Here is a 6,000-nt window from a genome sequence, read left to right as displayed (position 1 = left end):
CCGGCGTTCGGCCGTGACCAGGCCGGCCCTGGCCAGCACGGCCAGATGCGCCGACATGGTGTTGTGCGGGACGGCCAGGCGGCGCGCGAGTTCGCCGGCCGGAATCGGCGCGGGCGCACTGGCGACCAGCATCCTGAAGGTGTCGAGCCGCGTCGGCTGCGCGAGCGCCGCCAAGGCGAGTATGGTCTGCTCTTGGTCCATACGTCGAGACTTATCGACAGATCATGACGGTTCTGCGACGCTCCCGGTTCTCGACCCTGAATGGCGCTTCGCTTCGGATTCACCGAGGAACGCGGTATCGTCATCAGGTCAGACGGTGACAGAGAAGCACCGAGACGACGGGCGGGATGCACGATGCCGGCACCTCGGCTTTTTGGCCGACGAGCAGCCATGCGGCTTTTGTCCTTGGCACCGCTCATTGCGGCGGGTCCGCATGTGGGCCGCTCGCAAGAGAAGGAAATCCGGTTTGGATTGACCCCCGTTTTCTTGACGTCCGATCTGGAGCTGCTCGCGAGCCTGAAGAGTTACCTGGAGCGGGCGACCGGATCGGTCGTGAAGCTGGTCAGCCGGAGGATCTACCAGGAGATCACCTCCCTGCTGTTGTCCGGGCAGCTCGACGCGGCATGGATCTGCGGCTTTCCGTTCGTTGCCAATGCCGACCGACTGGACCTTGTCGCCGTTCCGGTCTGGAGGGGCGGTCTTCTCTATCAGTCCTATCTCATCGCCGGCCGGAGCCACGCCGGCACTCGAATCGAGGATCTGACGGGCGACATTCATGCCTTCTCCGACCCGGATTCGAATTCAGGTTGGCTGGTCACCGCAGCAGCGCTCGCGCGGCTTGGCACCACCCCGGGCCGGTTCTTCCGCCAGACGTTTTTCACCTATGGCCATCGAAACGTGATCCGGGCCGTCAGCTCGGGCCTCGCCGCCAGCGGCAGCGTCGACGGATATGTCTACGAAGTCATGAGCGAGGTGGAGGCTGCACTGGTTGCTGAGACCCGCGTGGTCGTGAAATCGGCATGGCTCGGCTTCCCGCCGGTCGCCTGCGCGTCCTCGCAAGGATCGGCACCGCATATCGTGCGGCTTCGCGAAGCCCTTACAGGCATGTCTCAGGATCATGAGGGCCAGAAGGCCCTATCGATCTGATAGAACGCGGTCTGCGCGGTATCCGCGATGTGGTCCGATCGGCACTGCTCACTTACCGTGCGGACGATGACGGTCGCGACCTCACTCCGCAGGGTCTTGACGACCTTCGCATACTCGCCAGCCCGGAGGCGCGCCGGAACGGTTTATCTCTCACATGGCTCAACGAGCTGATCCTCGACTCCCTGCCCAGGCATAAAAGGGCACGATCTGCCCTGCTGCGGTGGCAAGCACGAACGGCCAATCTCTGGGGTTCGGATCGGCGGCCAGTAATTCGGTGCTCGAAAGGAAGACGACCGCGGCGTGACGGAGTTTCATCAGAGCGGTTCTTCGGTTCGGGCTCGGCACTGCCAGCAGACCAGTTCCGCATTCGCGGCCCGACCCGGTCAAGGTTCGTCTGGGCGGCCCGGAGCGGGTCGCTGCGTCCCGGGAACCCTCTTTCCCCTCGGACGGCCGATCTCCAGGGCAGAAGAAGCCCCGCGACGCATCCGGGAGACTCCGCTCAAAGCAATCGGCGACGCAGGAGGGCGCCGACCTGTTCGACGACCACGACCAGGGCGAAGATCACGAGGATGATCGTGGCAGCAGTCTGATAGTCGAAGAGGTCGAAGGCCACCTTGAGCTCGACGCCGATCCCGCCCGCGCCGACGAGTCCGAGGACCACGGAGGCCCGGGTCGCTTTCTCAACGCAGAACAGCGACGTGGCGATGAAGGAGGGAAGGGCGTTCGGGACCACTGACGAGGCGATCACTCCGGTGCGGCTGGCGCCGAGTGCCGATAGGGCTTCCCGGGACCCCTTGTCGGTCTCCTCCATCGCTTCGGCAAAGAAGCGTCCCGCGTAGCCGATCGTGTCGATCATTATGGTCAGGACGCCGGCAGGCGGCCCGAGCCCGACCGCGATCACGAAGATGAGGGCCCAGACGAGATCCGGAACCGTGCGGAAAAAAGATATGAGCGTCCGGGTGGCGGCCTTGACGGCCGGATGCGGTGACAACCCGTCGGCCGCCAGGATCGCGAGCGGTAGCGAAATGGCCAGGCCGAGGACCACGCCTGCGATCGCCATCTGAAACGTGCCGAGAAGGGAAAGCAGGATCCGGTCCAGACCATCCAGCGCCGGCGGGAACATCTGGCCCAGGATCCGACCCATGCCCGGCAGGCCGCGCAGCAGCTTGTCGAGCGAAAGGTCGGACGCCCAGAAGGAGGACACCAGGAAGGCGAGCACAGCTATTGTCAGCGCGAATCCGATCGCGTTCGGTCGTTCGAAACGCGCGACGGGGCCGGTCATGCATCCACCGTTTCGGACTGCGGTCGGCCTTCGGACCCGGGCTCGCTGAAGAAGCGCTTCAGGCGTTCGGGGTCGACGGTGCGTACCGGCACGTTCAGCGAAATCCTGCCGTGCTCAAGGCCGACGACCCGGTCGGCGAAGCGCACGACGTGTTCCATGTGGTGAGAGACGAACACGAGCGGCGTGCAGGTGTCGCGGCTGATCCTGAACAGGAGCGCCATGATCTCCGCCCCCGACTTGGGGTCCAGGCTGGCGTCCGGCTCATCAGCCAGGATGAGCCGGGGCTGCTGCATCAGCATTCTGGCGACGGCGACCCGCTGGGACTGCCCGCCCGACAGCGAACTTACGGCTTGCAGTGCGCGATCGGCGAGCCCGACCTGATCGAGGCACTCGAGCGCTTCGCGTCGGACCTTCTCGGGGGCGAGGGCCTGAGACCAGGTTCGCGGCCCGGACATGCGCGACTGCACCCCGTGCACCACGTTGCTGAGCGCGCTCAGGCGGCCGACCAGATTGTGCCTCTGAAACACGAAGCCGACCCCTGCCCGGATCCGGCGGAGGGCACGGGCGTCGCAGCCCGTCACGAGCCGATCGAGAATGCGGACGGATCCCGCGTCCGGCTCCGTAAGGCGGACGAGACACCGGAGCAGGGTTGACTTGCCGGTCCCGTTCGCTCCGATGATCCCGACGGCTTCGCCGGGCCGGACGGCGAGATCGACGCCGTCGAAGATCGACCGGTCGCCAAAGCGCTTGACAAGCCCGCGCACGTCGAGCGCGAGCTCGTCAGGGGTCGATTCCGCCGCCGTGTGGGTCTGCGGCGCGGCCATCAGTTCCCGATGAACTTGTCGAAGGCGTAGATTCCGACCGACCGGTACATGGCGCGAACCGAATCGAAGTCCTTGTCGGTGACGCCCGGCTTGAACACGCCGCCGGCATATTTCTGGTTCGCTTCGGTGGCGAGGACCGCGGCCATCATCGCTGACCCGTTCTCGATGAACACGGCGCGCACCTTCTCGACCGTCGCGGCCGGGACCTTCGAGGAGGCGATCAGGACGTCGTCGGGAAGTTCCTTGGACCGCGCGAGCACCTTCAGTTTGAGGTCCGGCAAGCGCTTCGCGGCTCCCTTGAGATCGTTGGCGTTCATGCCGAGGGCGGCGAGGTCGCCGCGGCGCAGCGCCTCCAGGCCCACATTGACCTTCACGAAGACGGGCTCGTAGTCGCGTCCGTAGGCGAGACCGGCCTGGGAGAGGACGTCGGCCGGCGCCAAGTGGCGCGAGGTCGAACCGATCTCGTGGAACGATACCTTCTTGCCTTTCAGATCGGCAACCGTCTTGATCGGACCGTCCTCCACGGTGACGAGGTGCGCGAAATAGTCGGGCCGCTGCCACGTGACGACCGGGACGGCTTTGGTGCGCGCTGCGAACACGACATACTCGGCCGGACCGGTCAGCACGAAATCGACCTGGTCGGCCGCCATCGCCTCGACGGCCGCGGTCCGGCCCGAGACGCCAAAGAACTGCATCTTAAGGCCGGTCAGTTCCTCGAACTTGGCTTTGAAGGGCCCGAACTCGCGCTGAATGCTTTCCAGTCCGTCCACGTCGGTCACGGCGAACCGGATCGACTCGGCGGCCTGGACGACCGGGCCGAGGACCATGGATACGGCCAGGGCCGCGCCGGCAAGCAAGGTCTTCATGTCTCGAGCTCTCCCGATGGATCGACGACCGTCTGCGCGTTCGACGCGCGGCGCCATACCCGGTCGGATAGCGAAGGCGCATCTCAGTTCGATGACAGCGAGCTGTCACATCAGCATCATAGAAGATGGGGATTGGGGTTTCCGCCGAGGGAGAACGACATGACCCCGACCGAGTCCTGGATCATCCGCCATGCGCAGGTCCTTGCCGACACCACCCTGAGCATGCGCGATCTCTACATCGCGGACGGGGTCTTTCAGGATGAGCCGGCTGCGCATGCGCGACAGATCGACGGCCGCGGCCTGCTCGCTCTGCCGGGCATCGTGGACATCCACGGGGACGCATTCGAGAAGCAGATCATGCCGAGGCCCGGCGTCGCCTTTCCGATCGACATGGCGTTGATCGAGACGGACCGGCAACTCGTCGCGAACGGCATCACGACCGCCTATCACGCGCTCACCTGGTCGTGGGAACCGGGCCTTCGCGGCGCGGAGGGCGCCCGGGCCATGGTCGACGCTGTGGAACGGCTGCGCCCCGGCCTGTCCGCCGACACCCGCATCCACCTGCGTCACGAGACCTTCAACCTGGATGCGGAGGCCGAGATCATCGGCTGGATCGGAGCGGGCCGCATCGGCTGTCTTGCCTTCAACGATCACATGGAGGGCACCCTGAAGAGCCGGTCCAGGCCAGAGAAGGTGGGCAAGATGATCGAGAGGACGGGGCTGTCCCGGCACGCGTTCCTCGAATTGGTCGACGAGGTCTACGAACGCCGGGAAGAGGTGCCGGGTGCGATCGAACGATTGGCCGCCGCCGCCCGCGACGCCGGCCTGCCGATGCTGTCGCACGACGACACATCTCCCGCGCAGCGCGCCTGGTTCCGCGACCTTGGCGTTTCGATCGCCGAGTTCCCGATCAATGAGGAGACGACGGCTGCCGCGGGCGCTGCCGGCGAGTCGATCGTGTTCGGCGCGCCGAACGTGATCCGAAATGGCAGTCACACAGGCTGCCCGTCGGCATCCGACATGGTCTCGCGCGGGCTCTGTACGGCGCTGGCATCCGACTACTACTATGCTGCACTGCTTGCGGCTCCTTTTCGCCTGGCGGCTGCCGGCGTCGCAGCGTTCTCAGATGCCTGGGCGCTGGTCAGCCGCGGTCCGGCGAACGCGCTCGGGCTGCACGATCGAGGCAGCATCCGGGCAGGATTGCGGGCCGATATGATCCTGGTCGATCCGAATGCCGTGGGAGGCGATCCCGACGTTGCGTTTACCTTTGTGGGCGGCGCATTGCGGCATGCACGACGATCCGTCTCGATGATCTGACGGCCGGAAAGTTGCCGCGACATCGAACCGTGCTCGCGGCCGAGCAGCGCGGAATCCTCGATCCCCCCGGCGGGTCTGCGGCCCGGATCGACCTCCGCATCGCCCAGGGGGGGCGGCTCGACTGCAGGAGCAGCGCGCTGACCGACGAAGTGCCGTCAGACAAGCCAGGTGCCGGTCGGCGCAGCATCACCAGAACGAGATCGCCCCGGTGCTCGGTCACGAGGTCGAGGAGGCGTCTCGAGCTGAGTCAGAGGCTTAAGAGAAAAAGCCCCGAGAGAACGAGAAACAGGTCGCACGCCACGCGCGAGACGTCATGGTGCTTCTCGAAAACCGGCAGGATGACCGGCGAATTTGGCGGGACAACACAACGGGAGAGACAATATTACTTAAGGGAATGGCGGAGGGAAAGGACCCAATATCCAACCTTCTCCACTTTAAGTCATTGATTCAAAAGAAACCGATGTTTAACACACTTGGCTGCTGCACCGCCCAATTCGTCCCAGGCAGCGCTGACCGAGCCAAAGCAGGTCAGCGAATTCGATAGCGGTGATGGCGATCACTACAC

General features: G+C 65.2%; 6 protein-coding genes. 2 read left to right on the top strand and 4 right to left on the bottom strand.

Going from position 1 to position 6,000, the window contains the following annotated elements:
- Window positions 1-201 (bottom strand): ArsR/SmtB family transcription factor (locus KL771_RS27305; protein ID WP_261971673.1); only part of this gene is annotated, 201 nt, incomplete at its 3' end.
- Window positions 202-390: 189 nt separating this feature from the next.
- Between KL771_RS27305 and KL771_RS27300 the strand changes: the two genes are divergently transcribed.
- On the top strand, window positions 391-1,146 hold the full coding sequence (locus tag KL771_RS27300) for a PhnD/SsuA/transferrin family substrate-binding protein (RefSeq protein ID WP_315901539.1): 756 nt from the start codon (window positions 391-393) through the stop codon (window positions 1,144-1,146).
- 499 nt (window positions 1,147-1,645) lie between these two features.
- Here the strand turns inward: KL771_RS27300 and phnE are convergent, their stop codons facing one another.
- The 3 genes from phnE to KL771_RS27285 are packed head-to-tail and all read right to left on the bottom strand — an operon-like array spanning window position 1,646 to window position 4,118.
- Window positions 1,646-2,428 (bottom strand): phosphonate ABC transporter, permease protein PhnE, encoded by a 783-nt coding sequence (gene phnE / locus KL771_RS27295; RefSeq protein ID WP_261971672.1) that lies wholly within the window; start codon window positions 2,426-2,428, stop codon window positions 1,646-1,648.
- On the bottom strand, window positions 2,425-3,252 hold the full coding sequence (locus tag KL771_RS27290) for a phosphonate ABC transporter ATP-binding protein (protein ID WP_261971671.1): 828 nt from the start codon (window positions 3,250-3,252) through the stop codon (window positions 2,425-2,427). The genes phnE and KL771_RS27290 overlap by 4 nt, the downstream gene beginning before the upstream one ends.
- Window positions 3,252-4,118 carry a PhnD/SsuA/transferrin family substrate-binding protein gene (locus KL771_RS27285; RefSeq protein ID WP_261971670.1) on the bottom strand — a complete coding sequence of 289 codons (867 nt, stop codon included), beginning with the start codon at window positions 4,116-4,118 and terminating at the stop codon, window positions 3,252-3,254. Before KL771_RS27285 ends, KL771_RS27290 begins: the two co-directional genes overlap by 1 nt.
- Window positions 4,119-4,277: 159 nt before the next feature.
- Here KL771_RS27285 and KL771_RS27280 point away from each other — a divergent pair, with 159 nt between their 5' ends.
- Window positions 4,278-5,435 (top strand): alpha-D-ribose 1-methylphosphonate 5-triphosphate diphosphatase, encoded by a 1,158-nt coding sequence (locus tag KL771_RS27280; RefSeq protein ID WP_261971669.1) that lies wholly within the window; start codon window positions 4,278-4,280, stop codon window positions 5,433-5,435.
- Window positions 5,436-6,000 lie beyond the last annotated feature (565 nt).

The organism is Prosthecodimorpha staleyi (assembly GCF_018729455.1).
In the GTDB taxonomy this organism is placed as follows: domain Bacteria; phylum Pseudomonadota; class Alphaproteobacteria; order Rhizobiales; family Ancalomicrobiaceae; genus Prosthecodimorpha; species Prosthecodimorpha staleyi.
Note: the sequence above shows the minus strand (reverse complement) of the source record. Positions and strands in the feature narration are given on the sequence as shown.

Bases quoted from the DNA above. Each gene is read 5' to 3' on its own strand.
- KL771_RS27300 (WP_315901539.1), top strand. From the start codon at position 391: ATGCGGCTTTTGTCCTTGGCACCGCTCATTGCGGCGGGTCCGCATGTG.
- KL771_RS27280 (WP_261971669.1), top strand. From the start codon at position 4,278: ATGACCCCGACCGAGTCCTGGATCATCCGCCATGCGCAGGTCCTTGCC.
- KL771_RS27285 (WP_261971670.1), bottom strand. From the start codon at position 4,118: ATGAAGACCTTGCTTGCCGGCGCGGCCCTGGCCGTATCCATGGTCCTC.
- KL771_RS27290 (WP_261971671.1), bottom strand. From the start codon at position 3,252: ATGGCCGCGCCGCAGACCCACACGGCGGCGGAATCGACCCCTGACGAG.
- phnE (WP_261971672.1), bottom strand. From the start codon at position 2,428: ATGACCGGCCCCGTCGCGCGTTTCGAACGACCGAACGCGATCGGATTC.